This window comes from Streptomyces lincolnensis (assembly GCF_021173675.1).
Taxonomy (GTDB): Bacteria; Actinomycetota; Actinomycetes; order Streptomycetales; family Streptomycetaceae; genus Streptomyces; species Streptomyces lincolnensis_B.
Genome location: NZ_JAIHON010000017.1, coordinates 68,918 through 82,095, shown reverse-complemented (window position 1 = coordinate 82,095; position 13,178 = coordinate 68,918). Strand labels below are relative to the sequence as shown.

Annotated in this window: 17 protein-coding genes and 1 tRNA gene; 11 read left to right on the top strand and 7 right to left on the bottom strand. The window is 69.0% G+C overall.

The features are described 5' to 3' along the window. Positions 1-33 precede the first annotated feature (33 nt). The 6 genes from K4B79_RS39415 (at position 34) to K4B79_RS39395 (ending at position 4,627) form a co-directional block, all read left to right on the top strand. Positions 34-1,473 carry an amino acid permease gene (locus tag K4B79_RS39415; protein WP_232032235.1) on the top strand — a complete coding sequence of 480 codons (1,440 nt, stop codon included), beginning with the start codon at positions 34-36 and terminating at the stop codon, positions 1,471-1,473. Positions 1,474-1,599: 126 nt separating this feature from the next. Continuing rightward, positions 1,600-2,022, top strand: a complete 423-nt coding sequence (locus K4B79_RS39410; RefSeq protein WP_232032234.1) for a Mov34/MPN/PAD-1 family protein — start codon at positions 1,600-1,602, stop codon at positions 2,020-2,022. 39 nt (positions 2,023-2,061) lie between these two features. After that, a complete protein-coding gene (locus K4B79_RS39405; protein ID WP_232032233.1) occupies positions 2,062-3,084 on the top strand; it encodes a LacI family DNA-binding transcriptional regulator in 1,023 nt (340 codons plus the stop codon). An 88-nt stretch (positions 3,085-3,172) separates the two neighbouring features. Beyond that, positions 3,173-3,268, top strand: a complete 96-nt coding sequence (locus K4B79_RS48745; RefSeq protein WP_310736469.1) for a putative leader peptide — start codon at positions 3,173-3,175, stop codon at positions 3,266-3,268. 114 nt (positions 3,269-3,382) lie between these two features. After that, the gene (locus K4B79_RS39400) at positions 3,383-3,661 is read left to right on the top strand and encodes a MoaD/ThiS family protein (protein ID WP_232032232.1); all 279 of its coding nucleotides are present in this window, start codon (positions 3,383-3,385) and stop codon (positions 3,659-3,661) included. 15 nt (positions 3,662-3,676) lie between these two features. Then, positions 3,677-4,627, top strand: a complete 951-nt coding sequence (locus K4B79_RS39395) for a PLP-dependent cysteine synthase family protein (protein ID WP_232032231.1) — start codon at positions 3,677-3,679, stop codon at positions 4,625-4,627. A 94-nt stretch (positions 4,628-4,721) separates the two neighbouring features. Here the strand turns inward: K4B79_RS39395 and K4B79_RS39390 are convergent, their stop codons facing one another. Next, entirely contained in the window at positions 4,722-5,174 is a 453-nt protein-coding gene (locus tag K4B79_RS39390; RefSeq protein ID WP_232032230.1) for a type II toxin-antitoxin system PemK/MazF family toxin, read from the bottom strand. Between the two features lie 212 nt (positions 5,175-5,386). Between K4B79_RS39390 and K4B79_RS39385 the strand changes: the two genes are divergently transcribed. Then, on the top strand, positions 5,387-6,139 hold the full coding sequence (locus K4B79_RS39385; protein WP_232032229.1) for an MBL fold metallo-hydrolase: 753 nt from the start codon (positions 5,387-5,389) through the stop codon (positions 6,137-6,139). 86 nt (positions 6,140-6,225) lie between these two features. Here the strand turns inward: K4B79_RS39385 and K4B79_RS39380 are convergent, their stop codons facing one another. After that, complete coding sequence (locus K4B79_RS39380; protein ID WP_232032228.1) at positions 6,226-7,479, bottom strand: PTS transporter subunit EIIC; 1,254 nt, start codon at positions 7,477-7,479, stop codon at positions 6,226-6,228. A gap of 138 nt (positions 7,480-7,617) precedes the next feature. Beyond that, positions 7,618-8,910, bottom strand: coding sequence for a PTS transporter subunit EIIC (locus tag K4B79_RS39375; protein WP_232032227.1), 1,293 nt, complete (start codon positions 8,908-8,910; stop codon positions 7,618-7,620). A 127-nt stretch (positions 8,911-9,037) separates the two neighbouring features. Here K4B79_RS39375 and K4B79_RS39370 point away from each other — a divergent pair, with 127 nt between their 5' ends. From K4B79_RS39370 to rdgB, 4 genes are all read left to right on the top strand, one after another. Beyond that, complete coding sequence (locus tag K4B79_RS39370) at positions 9,038-9,271, top strand: glucose PTS transporter subunit EIIB (protein WP_232032226.1); 234 nt, start codon at positions 9,038-9,040, stop codon at positions 9,269-9,271. 98 nt (positions 9,272-9,369) lie between these two features. Then, positions 9,370-10,107 carry a ribonuclease PH gene (gene rph / locus K4B79_RS39365; protein WP_232032225.1) on the top strand — a complete coding sequence of 246 codons (738 nt, stop codon included), beginning with the start codon at positions 9,370-9,372 and terminating at the stop codon, positions 10,105-10,107. Between the two features lie 139 nt (positions 10,108-10,246). Further along, positions 10,247-10,648: a hypothetical protein gene (locus K4B79_RS39360; protein ID WP_232032224.1), complete on the top strand. Its 402-nt coding sequence runs from the start codon at positions 10,247-10,249 to the stop codon at positions 10,646-10,648. A gap of 34 nt (positions 10,649-10,682) precedes the next feature. Next, on the top strand, positions 10,683-11,285 hold the full coding sequence (rdgB, locus tag K4B79_RS39355; protein ID WP_232032223.1) for an RdgB/HAM1 family non-canonical purine NTP pyrophosphatase: 603 nt from the start codon (positions 10,683-10,685) through the stop codon (positions 11,283-11,285). A 45-nt stretch (positions 11,286-11,330) separates the two neighbouring features. Here rdgB and K4B79_RS39350 read toward each other — a convergent pair. The 4 genes from K4B79_RS39350 to bcp all read right to left on the bottom strand — a co-directional run bounded on the left by K4B79_RS39350 (position 11,331) and on the right by bcp (position 13,161). Then, a tRNA-Leu gene (locus K4B79_RS39350) sits at positions 11,331-11,413 on the bottom strand. Beyond that, positions 11,378-11,923 carry an HNH endonuclease signature motif containing protein gene (locus K4B79_RS39345; protein ID WP_232032222.1) on the bottom strand — a complete coding sequence of 182 codons (546 nt, stop codon included), beginning with the start codon at positions 11,921-11,923 and terminating at the stop codon, positions 11,378-11,380. Before K4B79_RS39345 ends, K4B79_RS39350 begins: the two co-directional genes overlap by 36 nt. After that, positions 11,920-12,561, bottom strand: a complete 642-nt coding sequence (locus K4B79_RS39340) for an HNH endonuclease signature motif containing protein (RefSeq protein ID WP_232032336.1) — start codon at positions 12,559-12,561, stop codon at positions 11,920-11,922. Before K4B79_RS39340 ends, K4B79_RS39345 begins: the two co-directional genes overlap by 4 nt. A gap of 132 nt (positions 12,562-12,693) precedes the next feature. Further along, positions 12,694-13,161 (bottom strand): thioredoxin-dependent thiol peroxidase, encoded by a 468-nt coding sequence (bcp, locus tag K4B79_RS39335; RefSeq protein WP_232032221.1) that lies wholly within the window; start codon positions 13,159-13,161, stop codon positions 12,694-12,696. Between the last annotated feature and the right edge of the window lie 17 nt (positions 13,162-13,178).

The window sequence follows — 13,178 nt, the reverse complement described above, 5'->3', positions numbered from 1 at the left end:
CCGGGTCGGTATGGAGAAAGGGCACACCACCACATGACCTCCGCTCAGGTCGACACGGGGAACTCCTCCGAGAGCACCTCCGAAGAGGGATACGAGCGCGGCCTCGGCAGCCGCCAGGTCCAGATGATCGCGATCGGCGGCGCCATCGGCGTCGGCCTCTTCCTGGGGGCCGGGGCGAACATCGCCAAGGCCGGTCCCAGTCTCATCTTCATGTACGCCCTCGCGGGCGTGATCATCTTCTTCATCATGCGGGCGCTCGGCGAGCTCCTGCTCTACCGCCCGGTCTCGGGCTCCTTCGCGGAGTACTCCCGCGAGTTCCTCGGCCCGTTCTTCGGCTACTTCACCGGCTGGACGTACTGGCTGATGTGGGTGGTCACCGGCATGGCCGAGCTGACCGCCGCCGCCATCTACGTGAATTACTGGTTCCCGCACATCCCGCAGTGGGTCACCGCCCTGGTCTTCCTGGTGGTCCTGTTCGGGGTCAACCTGATCTCCGTGAAGCTCTTCGGTGAGCTGGAGTTCTGGTTCTCGATGGTCAAGGTCACCGCGCTGATCGGCATGATCGTCATCGGTCTCGGCGTCCTCACGTTCGGCTTCAGCGCGGCCGGCGACACCGCGGCCGTCTCCAACCTCTGGGCCTTCGACGGCTTCTTCCCCAAGGGCATCGGCTCGTCCCTGATGACCCTGCAGGGCGTGATGTTCGCCTACCTCGCCGTCGAACTGGTCGGCGTCACGGCCGGCGAGTCCGAGGACCCGGAGAAGACTCTCCCCAAGGCGATCAACACGCTGCCCTGGCGCATCGCGCTCTTCTACGTCGGCGCGCTCACCGTCATCCTCTGTGTCGTGAAGTGGACCGAGTTCGCACCCGGTGTCTCGCCGTTCGTCGAGGCCTTCGCCAAGATCGGCATCCCGGCGGGCGCCGGCATCGTCAACTTCGTCGTGCTGACCGCGGCCCTGTCCTCCTGCAACTCGGGCATGTACTCCACGGGCCGCATGCTGCGGAACCTGGCCGACAGCGGCGAGGCCCCCGGGGTCTTCAAGAAGCTGTCGTCCACGAAGACCCCCGCCTTCGGCATCACGGTCTCGGTCCTCTTCATGGGCATCGGCGTGGTCCTGAACTACGTCGTCCCCGAGAAGGCCTTCGGCTACGTCACCTCGGTGGCCACCGCGGCCGGTATCTGGACCTGGCTGATGATCCTGATCAGCCACGTCCTCTACCGCCGCGCGGTCGTCGCGGGCCGCCTGCCCGCCTCGTCCTTCCCGGCCCCGGGCGGCTCGGTCTTCTCCTACGTCGCCATCGCCTTCCTGCTCTTCGTCACCGGCCTGATCGCCTACGACGCGGACTCCAGGATCTGCCTCTACGTGATGGCGGTCTGGGCCGCCGGCCTGGGCATCGGCTGGGCGATCCTCAAGAGCCGCAACCCCGGCGTCACCACCCGCGACGGCTCGGAGTTCGCGAAGATCAACGACTAGTTCGCGAAGGTCGACGACTAGTTCGTGAAGGCCGACGACTAGTTCCCGGAGATCGACGCGTCCGGCATATGGGCCGTTCCGTACCACCCACCGGTACGGAACGGCCTTCTGCTTATCCTGACGAGCATGCTGACCATCACCCAGGCCCTCGTCGACCAGATCGTCGCCCACGCGCGCAAGGACCACCCCGACGAGGCGTGCGGCGTCGTCGCGGGACCGGCGGGCTCGGACCGCCCCGAGCGCTTCATCCCGATGCTGAACGCGGCCATGTCCCCCACGTTCTACGAGTTCGACTCCGGCGACCTGCTGAAGCTCTACCGCGAGATGGACGACCGCGACGAGGAGCCGGTGGTCATCTACCACTCCCACACCGCCACCGAGGCCTACCCCTCCCGCACCGACATCTCCTACGCCAACGAGCCCGGCGCGCACTACGTCCTGGTCTCCACCGCGGACACGGACGACGCCGGCCCGTTCCAGTTCCGCTCCTTCCGCATCGTGGAGGGCGAGGTCACCGAGGAGCAGGTGGAGATCGTCGAGGCGTACTAGGCTCGTCCGTACGATCAACTTGGCGTATCGGAGCAGGCGTTGACGCAGCGGACGCACGGCAGGCGGCCCACCCTGGAGGATGTCGCCCGCCGCTCGGGCGTCTCGAAGTCCACGGTGTCGCGGGTGATCAACGGCGAGCCCCGGGTGCGCGCGGAGGTCGTGGAACAGGTCCGGCAGGTGATCGCCGAACTCGGCTACGTCCCCAACCACGCCGCCCGCCAGCTGGTGACCCGCCGCACGGACGCCGTCGCCGTGGTGGCCACGCAGCCGCAGAACAGGCTCTTCCTCGACCCGTTCTTCGACTGCCTGCTGCGCGGCGTGCGCCGTGAACTCGCCGAGCACGGCGCCCAGGCGGCCCTGCTGTTCGTGGACGAGCCGGACGACCACGACCGCGTGGCGGACTTCCTGGGCGGCGGCCATGTGGACGGCGCGATCCTCTTCTCCCTGCGCCCCGACGACCGGCTCGGCGCCATGGTCGCCCGCACCGGCCTGCCCGTGGTCTTCGGCGGCCGCCCGCGCGCCGGGGCGGACGACGCCGGATACGTCCATGTCGACGGCGACAACCGCGGGGGAGCGCGGCAGGCCGTCGAGCACCTGGTCGCGCTGGGCCGCACCCGGATCGCGACCGTCGCCGGGCCCGACGACCAGGAGGCCTCCGCCGCCGACCGGCTGGAGGGCTACCGGGACGTGCTCCCCACCGCCCCGCCCCACCTCGTGGAACGCGCCGACTACACGCGGCAGGGCGGCGCCGACGCCATGGGCCGCCTCCTGGACCGGGAGCCCGGCCTGGACGCCGTCTTCGTCGCCTCCGACCTCATGGCCACCGGCGCCCTGCAGACCCTGCACGAGCACGGACGCCGGGTCCCGGAGGACGTGGCCGTGGTCGGCTTCGACGACCTGACCGACCTCACCGAGTCGGCCCACCCGCCCCTGACCACCGTCCACCAGGACGTGGAGGGCATGGGCCGCCTGATGGCCCGGCTGCTCTTCGACCACACCGCCCAGGCCGCCGGCTCCCGCGTGGTCGTGCCGACCCGATTGGTCCGCAGACAGTCCGCCTGAGCTGCTGCGTCTCACTCCCCGGCCGGATTCCGTCCGGAATGTGGGATCACACTCCGGGGCCCGGGACGGGAATCGATACGATGAGCCCATGGTTTTTGACGACGTGAGCGAAAAGACGCCGGGCATGCTGCTCGTGGCGCGGCTGCACGTCGACCTGTGCAGGCTCGCCAGCGCCATCTGTTGACGCTGCCCTGCCGCCGTACGGCCGTGGGCCGCGGCGCTCATCCACGCACGACCTGCCGTACCAGCGCTGCCGCGCGCCTACCGACCTGACCACATCCGACAGGAGCCCTCAGCCATGGCCATCGAGGTCCGCATCCCGACCATCCTCCGCCAGTACACCGACGGCCAGAAGGCGGTGGAGGGCAACGGGGACACCCTCGCCAAGCTCTTCACCGACCTGGAGACCCGGCATGCGGGCATCCAGGCCCGCATCGTGGACGGCGACCAGCTGCGCCGCTTCGTCAACGTCTACCTGAACGACGAGGACGTCCGCTTCCTGGACGGCATCAACACCAAGCTCACCGACGGCGACAACGTCACGATCCTGCCGGCCGTCGCCGGCGGCATGCGCTAGGGCCGCTGACCACCCATGCGTTACGACTCCCCGCTGGCCGCGGTGGGCAACACCCCTCTGGTGCGCCTGCCGCGGCTGTCGCCGTCCGCCGACGTCCGTATCTGGGCGAAGCTGGAGGACCGCAATCCCACCGGCTCCGTCAAGGACCGCCCCGCCCTGCACATGATCGAGCAGGCGGAGAAGGACGGCCGCCTCACCCCCGGCTGCACGATCCTCGAACCCACCTCCGGCAACACCGGCATCTCCCTCGCCATGGCGGCCAAGCTCAAGGGCTACCGCATGGTCTGCGTGATGCCCGAGAACACCTCGCAGGAGCGCCGCGACCTGCTCGGCATGTGGGGCGCGGAGATCATCCCCTCCCCGGCCGCGGGCGGCTCCAACACCGCCGTACGCGTCGCCAAGGAGCTCTCCGCCGAGCACCCCGACTGGGTGATGCTCTACCAGTACGGCAACCCGGACAACGCGGGCGCCCACTACGCCACCACCGGCCCGGAGATCCTCGCCGACCTCCCCTCGGTCACCCACTTCGTCGCCGGCCTCGGCACCACGGGCACCCTGATGGGCGTCGGCCGCTACCTGCGCGAACACAAGCCCGACGTGAAGATCGTCGCCGCCGAGCCGCGCTACGACGACCTCGTCTACGGCCTGCGCAACCTGGACGAGGGCTTCGTACCCGAGCTCTACGACGCCTCCGTCCTCACCACCCGCTTCTCGGTCGGCTCGGCCGACGCGGTCACCCGCACCCGGGAGCTCCTCCAGCAGGAGGGCATCTTCGCGGGCGTCTCCACCGGCGCCGCCCTGCACGCGGCGATCGGCGTCGGCAACAAGGCGGTCAAGGCGGGCGAGAGCGCCGACATCGTCTTCGTCGTCGCCGACGGCGGCTGGAAGTACCTCTCGACGGGCGTCTACACGGCGGCGACGACCGAGGAAGCGATCGAGACGCTGCAGGGCCAACTCTGGGCATGAGCAGCCAACCCAGGGGCGCGGGGCTGTGGCCGATGTGCGGCTACCGCCGCGCGGGCGCGACCAGCCCCCACAACCCGCACCCGACGAACGACCCCTAGCCGGCCAGGTGACGGACCTGATCCCAAAGGATCGGGTCCACCACCCCCACCCGGCGCCGGAAGTCCCCTACCGATACCTCGCGCAACTCGTCGGTCTCCAAAAAACTCGCCCGCCCCTGAGCATCGCCGACGGCACCCGGTGGCAGCGGAATCACCCCGCCGCGCTCGTCGTGGTACTTGCTGGTGATCTTCGCGACGACCGCCCGCCGCCCCCGCACCGAGAGCACCAGACACGGCCGGTCCTTCTGCCCCGGCCCGTCCTCGAACGGAACGTTCGCCCACCAGATCTCCGCCGGCCGGGGCCAGCGCTGGGCCCGCCCCTCCGGATACCCCGGCGGCCTGCTCCGGCGCCCCGCCGGCCGGCGCCCCCGCCCCCATCCGTCGACGAGCGTGGCGACGAGCGCCAGCAGTACTACCGCCGCGAGCGCGAGCCACCAGGACGTGTCCATACGGACGACGTTACCGGCGTGCGAGCGCCCTCGCGCCCTATCGCGCGCCTCACGCGCCCCCGGGCCAGCCGAACCGGTGACAGCACAGGTGAGTTCGCCCACAACAGCCCCTGGTGGAGGAGCGACCGGGGGTTTTGCGCCTTACGCTCGACGGACCGCACGACCCCCGACGCACCCAATTGTCCATTCCCGCCAGCGGAGGTTTCTGCTTCATGAAGCTCACCGTCGTCGGCTGCTCGGGGTCGTTCCCGTCCGCGGAATCGGCCTGCTCGAGCTACCTCGTAGAGGCCGACGGCTTCCGGTTGCTTCTCGACATGGGCAATGGTGCCCTCGGCGAGCTGCAGCGCCACTGCGGTCTCTACGACCTCGACGCGATCTTCCTCAGCCATCTGCACGCCGACCACTGCATCGACATGTGCGCGTACTTCGTCGCGCGCTACTACCGCCACGACGGCGGCCGCTGCGACCCGATCCCGGTCTACGGCCCCGAGGGCACCGAGCACCGTCTCACCACGGCCTACGCCGACACCCCCACCGCCTCCTCCATGAGCGAGGTCTTCGACTTCCACACGGTCAAGCCCTCCACCTTCGAGGTCGGCCCGTTCACGGTCCACACCGAACGCGTGGCCCACCCGGTGGAGGCGTACGGCATCCGCGTCGAGCACGGCGGCAAGTCGCTCACGTACTCCGGCGACACCGGCGTGACCCCCGTCCTGGACGAACTCGCCCGTGACGCCGACCTGTTCCTGTGCGAGGCCGCCTTCACGCACGGCAAGGAGAACATCCCCGACCTGCACCTCAACGGCCGCGAGGCGGGCGAGACGGCACGCAGGGCGGGAGCTCGCCGCCTGGTCCTCACCCACATCCCGCCGTGGACGGACCCCCAGGCCAACCTGACCGACGCCCGCGCGGTCTACGACGGCCCGGTGGAGCTGGCGGCGCCGAGGGCGACGTACGAGATCTAGCCCGTACGGGGTTCAGGCCCGTACGTGCGCGAAGGCCCCGGAACCGTGTCCTTGGTTCCGGGGCCTTCGTCACGCGGTACGGCGGCTCACGCCTTGGTGAGGTCCTCGACCTCCTCCTCGGGCTCGCGGCCCGGGGTGGCGATGTTGAACCTGATGATGGCGAAGCGGAAGGTGACGTAGTAGATCGCGGCGAACACCAGGCCGATCGGGATGATCATCCAGGGCTTGGTGGCGAGGTTCCAGTTGAGGAAGTAGTCGATCGCGCCGGCCGAGAAGCTGAAGCCGTGATGGACGCCCAGGGCCCAGGTGACGGCCATCGAGACGGCGGTCAGGACCGCGTGGATGACGTACAGCACCGGCGCGACGAACATGAACGCGAACTCGATCGGCTCGGTGATGCCGGTGACGAAGGACGTCAGGGCGAGCGAGAGCATCATGCCGCCGACGGCCTTGCGGCGCTCGGGACGGGCGGTGTGCGTGATCGCGAGGGCGGCGGCGGGCAGGGCGAACATCATGATCGGGAAGAAGCCCGTCATGAACTGGCCGGCGGTCGGGTCGCCGTGGAAGAAGCGCGGCAGGTCACCGTGCCAGACGGCACCCGAGGCGTCCTTGAAGGAGCCGATCTCCTGCCAGGCCACCGTGTTGACGAACTGGTGCATGCCCACGGGGAGCAGCGCGCGGTTGATGGCGCCGAAGATGCCCGCGCCGATCGCGCCGAGCCCGGTCATCCACTCGCCGAAGTTGGTGATGACGTCACCGATCGGCTCCCAGACCAGGCCGAAGAAGACGCCGACGGCGGTGCCGATGAAGGCCATCAGGATCGGGACCAGTCGGCGGCCGTTGAAGAAGCCCAGCCAGTCGGGGAGCTTGGTGCGGTGGAAGCGCTGCCACACGACGGCGGATATGAGGCCCATGATGATGCCGCCGAAGACCTTGGGGTCGTTGTAGGTGGCGGCCACGTCCGCGCCCTTGGTGACCTGGGCCTCGGTGATCGGGAACGCGGTCAGGACGTTCTTGTAGACGAGGAAGCCCACCAGCGCCGCGAGGGCGGTCGAGCCGTCGGCCTTCTTGGCGAAGCCGATGGCGATACCGACGCAGAACAGCAGTGGGAGGTTCGAGAAGACGGCGTCACCGGCGGTGGCGAACACGTCCGCGACCTTGCCCCAGCCCAGGCCGTCCTTGCCGAAGACGTCGGGCTGGCCGAGGCGCAGCAGGATGCCCGCCGCCGGCAGCACGGCGATCGGGAGCTGGAGGCTGCGGCCGACCTTCTGAAGGCCCTGGAAAAGACCGGATCCCCACTTCTTCGTGGGGGCCGCCGTTGGCGAGGTGGCGGTGCTCATAGACTTCCTCCATCGGGTGGTGGTCTACACCACTCAGTGGTGTAGACCATGTTGTAGCACGATGAAGGACGCATAAGGAACCCGCGGTTCCCGTGACGAAACGGCTACCGCGGGCTACCTGCCGGGGACCTGCGCGGACTACACCTTCGTGACGTCCTCGACCTCCTCCTCCGGCTCCCTGCCCGGCGTCTTCAGATCGAACCGCGTGATCGCGAACCGGAAGATCACGTAGTAGAGGACGCCGAAGCACAGGCCGATCGGGATGATCGCCCACGGTCTCGTCGCCAGGTTCCAGTTGATGACGTAGTCGATGAGGCCGGCCGAGAAGCTGAACCCGTCGTGCACCCCGAGCCCCCACGTCACCGCCATCGACACACCCGTCAGCACCGCGTGCACCGCGTACAGCAGCGGCGCGACGAACAGGAACGAGTACTCGATCGGTTCCGTGATCCCCGTGACGAACGACGTCAGCGCCACCGACAGCATCAGACCGCCGACCTCTTTGCGGCGCCCCGGCCGCGCGCAGTGCGTGATCGCCAGGGCCGCCGCCGGCAGCGCGAACATCATGATCGGGAAGAACCCGGAGGTGAACTGCCCCGCGTCCGGGTCGCCCGCCAGGAACATGTTGATGTCGCCGTGCACCACCGAACCGTCCGGCTTGGTGTAGCTGCCGAACTGGAACCAGATGGGCACGTTCAGGAACTGGTGCAGCCCGATCACCAGCAGCGCCCGGTTCGCGATGCCGAAGACACCCGCGCCCCACGCGCCCGCGTCGCTCAGCCAGTCGCTGAAGTTCTCCAGCCCGTCACCGATCGGCGGCCAGATCCACAGACACAGCGCCGCGAACACGATCGCGACGAACGCCATGATGATCGGCACCAGCCGGCGGCCGTTGAAGAAACCGAGCCAGTCCACCAGCTTCGTACGGTGGTAGCGCTGCCAGAAGAACGCCGCGAGCAGCCCCATCACGATGCCGCCGAAGACACCCGGGTTCTGGTAGGTGAACGCCGTCACCGCGTGGTCCGTCGTCGCCTGGCAGCCGATGTTCGGCACCGCCGTCGACCCGTCCGGACAGTCCTCCGGGAACTGCCGCAGCACGGTGTAGTAGACGAGGAAACCCGCCACCGCCGCGAGCGCCGTCGAGCCGTCCGACTTCTTCGCCATGCCGATCGCCACACCGACACAGAAGAGAAGGGGCAGGCCCAGCTGGCTGTCGAGCAGCGCGCCGCCCGCGCCCGCCATCACCTTGGAGACGTTCGTCCACCCCAGGCCGTCGTCCCCGAACACGTCCGGCTGGCCGAGCCGGTTGAGGATACCGGCGGCGGGCAGGACGGCGATGGGCAGTTGAAGGCTGCGGCCCATCTTCTGGAGTCCCTGGAACGCGGTGTTCCACCGGGCCCGGGCCGGGCTCACCTCGCTGTCGGTACTCATCGGTTGGCGACCGCCTGTCATGTGGTGTAGACCAGTCATCGACGATTGGGTTGCTGTGACGTCATCTTTCGGTACACACGCCGCAATCGCTCGCGAAGTTGGGCCACCTGTGTGTGAGGAGACCGAAATGGCCACCAAGGCAGAGAAGATCGTCGCCGGGCTCGGCGGCATCGACAACATCGAAGAGGTCGAGGGCTGCATCACCCGCCTGCGGACCGAGGTCAAGGACCCCTCGCTTGTCGACGACGCCGCCCTGAAGTCCGCCGGCGCCCACGGCGTCGTCAAGATGGGCACCGCCATCCAGGTCGTCATCGGCACGGACGCCGACCCCATCGCCGGGGAGATCGAAGACATGATGTGAAGCCTGGGGATCATCCCGGGCTGAGGGGCCCTCCCGACAAGGCCGTCCGGCAAGGGAGCGGCCCCTTCCGCATCTCTCGCTGCGGCTAGGCTCAGCGCATGTCTCGAATCGACGGCCGCACCCCCGAACAACTCCGCCCGGTCACCATCGAACGCGGCTGGAGCAAGCACGCCGAGGGCTCCGTCCTCGTCTCCTTCGGCGACACGAAGGTCTTCTGCACCGCCTCCGTCACCGAAGGTGTCCCCCGCTGGCGCAAGGGCAGCGGCGAGGGCTGGGTGACCGCCGAGTACTCCATGCTGCCCCGCGCCACCAACACCCGCGGCGACCGCGAGTCCGTCCGCGGCAAGATCGGCGGCCGCACCCACGAGATCAGCCGCCTCATCGGCCGGTCCCTGCGCGCGGTCATCGACTACAAGGCCCTCGGCGAGAACACCATCGTCCTCGACTGCGACGTCCTCCAGGCCGACGGCGGCACCCGCACCGCCGCCATCACCGGCGCCTACGTCGCCCTGGCCGACGCCGTCGCCTGGGCCCAGGGCAAGAAGCTGATCAAGGCCGGCCGTCAGCCGCTGACGGGAACCGTGAGCGCGGTCTCCGTCGGCATCGTCGGCGGTGTCCCGCTGCTCGACCTCTGCTACGAGGAGGACGTGCGCGCCGACACCGACATGAACGTCGTCTGCACCGGCGACGGCCGCTTCGTCGAGGTCCAGGGCACCGCCGAGGCCGAACCCTTCGCCCGCGAGGAGCTCAACTCCCTCCTGGACCTGGCGGTTTCCGGCTGCACGGAACTCGCTGTCCTGCAGCGCAAGGCGCTTGATACCGTCCTCGAAAAGTAAAGGACGTACCAAGGAGAACGGCCGCCGCGGGCAACCGCGCCGACCGCCCTCGCGTCACTAGAGGTACGGGCGCGTGGCACACCACCACGCGCCCGGCCAGCACGAGGGCCGTCGAGGCCGACCAACGGAGGGAACCCCCATGGCCGCGAGCCGTCGCCGCAGTCGCCGTACCGCCATCGCCGCCGCCGTCGCGGCCGTAGGCCTGACGGTCGGACTGACCACGGGCTGCGACGCCGTCAGCAAGGCACTGGACTGCGTCCAGACCGCCGAGGCCGTCGCCGACAGCGTCACGGACCTCCAGCAGGCCGTCGAGAGCGCGACGAACGACCCGACCCAGATCGACGAGTCCCTCGACGCCATCGACAAGAACCTCCGCGAGGTCGGCGACAAGACCGACAACGCCGACGTCAACAAGGCCGTCGACGACCTGAACGCGGCCGTCGACAACGTCCGTACGGCCGTCAAGAACGGCGACGAGACGCCGGACCTCAGCCCGGTCACCGACGCGGCCGGCGAACTGACCAAGGTCTGCACGCCGTAACGAACGGGGTGGCGGGGCCGGAATACTGGTGGGCATGACCCGCCTGATCCTCGCCACCCGCAACGCCGGAAAGATCACCGAACTCAGGTCGATCCTCGCCGACGCAGGCCTGCCCCACGACCTCGTCGGCGCGGACGCCTACCCCGAGATCCCCGACGTCAGGGAAACCGGCGTCACCTTCGCCGAGAACGCCCTCCTCAAGGCCCACGCCCTCGCCCGTGCGACGGGGTTGCCGGCGGTGGCCGACGACTCCGGCCTCTGCGTCGACGTCCTGAACGGCGCCCCCGGCATCTTCTCCGCCCGCTGGGCCGGCAAGCACGGCGACGACCGCGCCAACCTCGAACTCCTCCTCGCCCAGCTGTCGGACATCGCCGACGAACACCGCGGCGCCCACTTCGCCTGCGCGGCGGCCCTGGCCCTGCCCGACGGCACGGAGAGGGTGGTCGAGGGCCGGCTGCGGGGTGTGCTGCGGCATGCCCCGGTCGGCACGAACGGCTTCGGCTACGACCCCATCCTCCAGCCCGACGGCGACACCCGAACCTGCGCCGAACTGACCGCGGACGAGAAGAACGCGATCAGCCACCGGGGGAAGGCGTTCCGGGGGTTGGTGCCGGTGGTTCGGGAGCTGTTGGGCTGACTCCACAAAAAGGCCCCGCGCCTTCGGTTTGAAGGTGCGGGGCTGTGCGGCCGATGGGATTCGAACCCACACGGGCTTTCGCCCAAGGGTTCCTAAGACCCTCGCGTATGCCGTTCCGCCACGGCCGCATGCACGGCCATCGTACCGGGCGTCCCTCGCCGTTTTCTGCCTCCCCTGCACCAGGTGCTGGTGATGGCATGACAGTTGGGGCACAGCAACCGCAGGTTCTCCCGCCGGTCGTCGCTCCAGTCCCCGTTGATGTGATCGACCTCCAGCGTCATGGGCTTGCCGAGCCATTCGGGGCCTGTTCCGCACTCGACGCACTCCTCGGGCACGCCCACTTCCACGAGCGCACGCCGGAGCAGGTGGGTTCTGGTCCGACGGGTGCCGTTATGCCGGACCAGGATGTCCTGTGTCCGCCGGAGCGGTGTGGTGCCCGGCCCGCCGCGTTGATGCGCCTGCCCCAGGAAGTGGGAGATGTCGAGACCGTCCTCGGCCACCCAGCGGTGGAACTGGGTGCGCAGCTTGCTGTTGTAGGGCTCCCTTCCCAGAGCGCGGAGTGTGCCCGCGACGGAGGTCGCTCCTTCGACCGCTCGACGCAGCTCCTCGGGGCCTGGTTTGGCAGGCGTTGCGCTCATGAAGCCCGGTCCTTACCGCGCCCCCGGTAACTGTCCGTCGTCGAGTGGCAGTTGGGACACAGAAACCGAAGGTTCTCGATGCGGTTGTCCCGCCAGTTGCCATCGATGTGGTCGACCTCCAGGGGGAGCGGGTGTCCTCGCCACACCGCCTCCGTCCCGCACATCGCACACTGCTCCGGCACGCCTGTGGTCGCCATCGCCCACCGGAGCCGATCGCTCGGAATGCGCCTGGCTTGCCCGACCGGCTGCTCCACGAGAAAGGCTTCCGGTGTCCGAGGCCGCCACACCTTGCCGCGCCGTGTCGGCACCTGGAAGTGCGACGTGTCGATACCGTACGCCTTGATCCGCCGACTGATGTGCGTGTGGTGCCCGCCGACGACCTCAAGCCCGAGATGCCGCAGCACCTCGCACATGTTCGTCGCCGCCGAAACGGCCTCTTGGAGGACCTCCCGCGTCCACTTCACGCCCTCCCGCTCGAAGTGCGTGACGTCCACTCCCAGCTTCTTCATCCGCTCGAACACATACCGTCGAGTCGAACTCCGCGGATCCACCCCCAACCGCTCCAACGCCTCCGACAACGTCCGTGCCCCCCGAGCCGCCTCCTCCAGCCGCTCCTTGGTGTACGCACTGACCCCCATCAAGCCCCCTCCGGTCACGACCACCCGTTCGTGGCCCGTACGGAGTAACGAACCGCTTATCGGACAGTCACGCCCGGAACGTGAAGCGGCCCGCCCCGGGTCGCTCCGGGGCGGGCCGCTTCAGGGTGGGGGTCAGATCCCCAGGTCCTTGATGATCTTGGCGACGTGGCCCGTCGCGCGGACGTTGTACAGGGCCCGTTCGACCTTGCCCTCCTCGTCCACGACGATCGTGGAGCGGATGACGCCCATGTAGGTCTTGCCGTAGTTCTTCTTCTCGCCGTAGGCGGCGTAGGCCTCGGTGACCTTCTTGTCGGGGTCGGCGAGGAGGGTGACCTTGAGGGACTCCTTGTCGCGGAACTTGGCCAGCTTCTCGGGGGAGTCGGGGGAGATGCCGAGGACGTCGTAGCCCGCGCCGGCCAGCACCTCCAGGTTGTCGGTGAAGTCGCAGGCCTGCTTCGTGCAGCCGGGGGTCAGGGCGGCCGGGTAGAAGTAGACGATGACCTTGCGGCCCTTGTGGTCCGACAGGGAGACCTCGTTGCCGTCGGCGTCGGGCAGGGTGAAGGCGGGGGCCACGTCCCCGGGCTGGAGTCGCTCGCTCATTGGGTCAGCGTAACCGG

Bases quoted from the DNA above. Each gene is read 5' to 3' on its own strand.
- K4B79_RS39340 (WP_232032336.1), bottom strand. From the start codon at position 12,561: ATGGGGGTCAGTGCGTACACCAAGGAGCGGCTGGAGGAGGCGGCTCGG.
- K4B79_RS39410 (WP_232032234.1), top strand. From the start codon at position 1,600: ATGCTGACCATCACCCAGGCCCTCGTCGACCAGATCGTCGCCCACGCG.
- rdgB (WP_232032223.1), top strand. From the start codon at position 10,683: ATGACCCGCCTGATCCTCGCCACCCGCAACGCCGGAAAGATCACCGAA.
- K4B79_RS39360 (WP_232032224.1), top strand. From the start codon at position 10,247: ATGGCCGCGAGCCGTCGCCGCAGTCGCCGTACCGCCATCGCCGCCGCC.
- rph (WP_232032225.1), top strand. From the start codon at position 9,370: ATGTCTCGAATCGACGGCCGCACCCCCGAACAACTCCGCCCGGTCACC.
- bcp (WP_232032221.1), bottom strand. From the start codon at position 13,161: ATGAGCGAGCGACTCCAGCCCGGGGACGTGGCCCCCGCCTTCACCCTG.
- K4B79_RS39390 (WP_232032230.1), bottom strand. From the start codon at position 5,174: ATGGACACGTCCTGGTGGCTCGCGCTCGCGGCGGTAGTACTGCTGGCG.
- K4B79_RS39385 (WP_232032229.1), top strand. From the start codon at position 5,387: ATGAAGCTCACCGTCGTCGGCTGCTCGGGGTCGTTCCCGTCCGCGGAA.
- K4B79_RS48745 (WP_310736469.1), top strand. From the start codon at position 3,173: ATGGTTTTTGACGACGTGAGCGAAAAGACGCCGGGCATGCTGCTCGTG.
- K4B79_RS39415 (WP_232032235.1), top strand. From the start codon at position 34: ATGACCTCCGCTCAGGTCGACACGGGGAACTCCTCCGAGAGCACCTCC.
- K4B79_RS39345 (WP_232032222.1), bottom strand. From the start codon at position 11,923: ATGAGCGCAACGCCTGCCAAACCAGGCCCCGAGGAGCTGCGTCGAGCG.
- K4B79_RS39380 (WP_232032228.1), bottom strand. From the start codon at position 7,479: ATGAGCACCGCCACCTCGCCAACGGCGGCCCCCACGAAGAAGTGGGGA.
- K4B79_RS39375 (WP_232032227.1), bottom strand. From the start codon at position 8,910: ATGAGTACCGACAGCGAGGTGAGCCCGGCCCGGGCCCGGTGGAACACC.
- K4B79_RS39400 (WP_232032232.1), top strand. From the start codon at position 3,383: ATGGCCATCGAGGTCCGCATCCCGACCATCCTCCGCCAGTACACCGAC.
- K4B79_RS39370 (WP_232032226.1), top strand. From the start codon at position 9,038: ATGGCCACCAAGGCAGAGAAGATCGTCGCCGGGCTCGGCGGCATCGAC.
- K4B79_RS39395 (WP_232032231.1), top strand. From the start codon at position 3,677: ATGCGTTACGACTCCCCGCTGGCCGCGGTGGGCAACACCCCTCTGGTG.